The sequence below is a fragment of the Catenulispora sp. GP43 genome, from assembly GCF_041260665.1.
In the GTDB taxonomy this organism is placed as follows: Bacteria; Actinomycetota; Actinomycetes; order Streptomycetales; family Catenulisporaceae; genus Catenulispora.
In genome coordinates this window covers 1-1,184 of the sequence record NZ_JBGCCT010000066.1, presented here as the reverse complement: position 1 = coordinate 1,184, position 1,184 = coordinate 1, and the positions used below count along the sequence as shown (strand labels likewise).

Sequence of the window (1,184 nt, the reverse complement as noted above, 5' to 3'; positions counted from 1 at the left end):
CTCGGCTTTCGCCGTTTTCGCAGGCGTGATGGGTTGCCCCTGATCGGGCGGTTTGCAGTGGTTGCGGGCTGAGCGCCCCGGCGACGAGAGAAGCATCGGCGGTGTTGATGCTCACCTCCGAAGAGGGGCCCGCCGATGCTTCCAGACTCGACGTTACCGGCTTCGCTCCTGGCGGTGCTGGCGAACTTGCGCGGGGTGTTCACCGCGCCAAGCTTCGCCACCTTCGCCGCGCTGGCGGCCGGACTGATCGCCAACACCGGCAAGGGCACCGTGACCGGGATGCTGACCGGGGCCGGGCTGGCCCGGTCCTGGTCACACGATCGGGCGCACAAGTTCTTCGCCCGCGCGACGTGGAGTCCGGACTCGCTGGGCATGTACCTGTCCCGGCTGATCGTCAGGGCGCTGCTGCCGGACGGCACGGCGATCACCGTGGCGGTGGACGACACGCTGTTCAAGAAGCGCGGCAGGAAGGTGTTCGGCGCGGCCTGGCAGCACGACGGCGCTGCGCGCGGGAAGGACGGCATCGGCTTCGGGATCTGCTTCGTCGTGGTCGGGATCATCGTGGAGCTGCCGTTCTGCACCCGGCCGGTGTGTCTGCCGGTGGCAGCAAGGCTGTGGCGACCCAAGACCGGCCCGACCAAGGTGGAGATCGCCGCCGACCTGGTCAAGCTGCTGGCCGCCTGGCACCGCGACCGCCGGATCCACGTCGTCGCGGACGCGGCCTACCACGGCCCGGCGCTGCGGCACCTGCCGTCGCGGATCACCGTCACCACCCGGCTCCCGGCCTCGGCGGTGCTGTACGGCCTCGCGCCGGCGCCGACCGGCAAACGCGGCCGGCCCCGCCTCAAAGGCGACCGGCTCGGCACCCCCGCCGACCTCGCAGCGACTGCGGCCTTCCAGACCGTGCAGGTCAAACGCTACGGCCGTACCGACACCGTGCGCATCGCCGAGATCAGATGCCTGTGGTACGGCTCCTTCCACACCCAGGCCGTCTGGGTCATCCTGATCCGCGAGGACGGCACCGACGCCGGCTACGACCTGGCCCTGGTCTCCACGGACCTCACCACCCCGACGGTGAGCCTGGTCGGCAGATACGCCTGGCGATGGTCCATCGAGATCACTTTCGAAGAGACCCGCGAACACCTGGGCGCGGGCCAGGCCCGCAACCGCGTCCGCCAAGCCGT

At 70.4% G+C, this 1,184-nt stretch carries 1 pseudogene; it reads left to right on the top strand.

From position 1 onward, the window contains the following. Positions 1-135: 135 nt before the first annotated feature. A pseudogene (locus ABH926_RS51480) lies at positions 136-858 on the top strand (transposase); the annotation flags it as partial. Between the last annotated feature and the right edge of the window lie 326 nt (positions 859-1,184).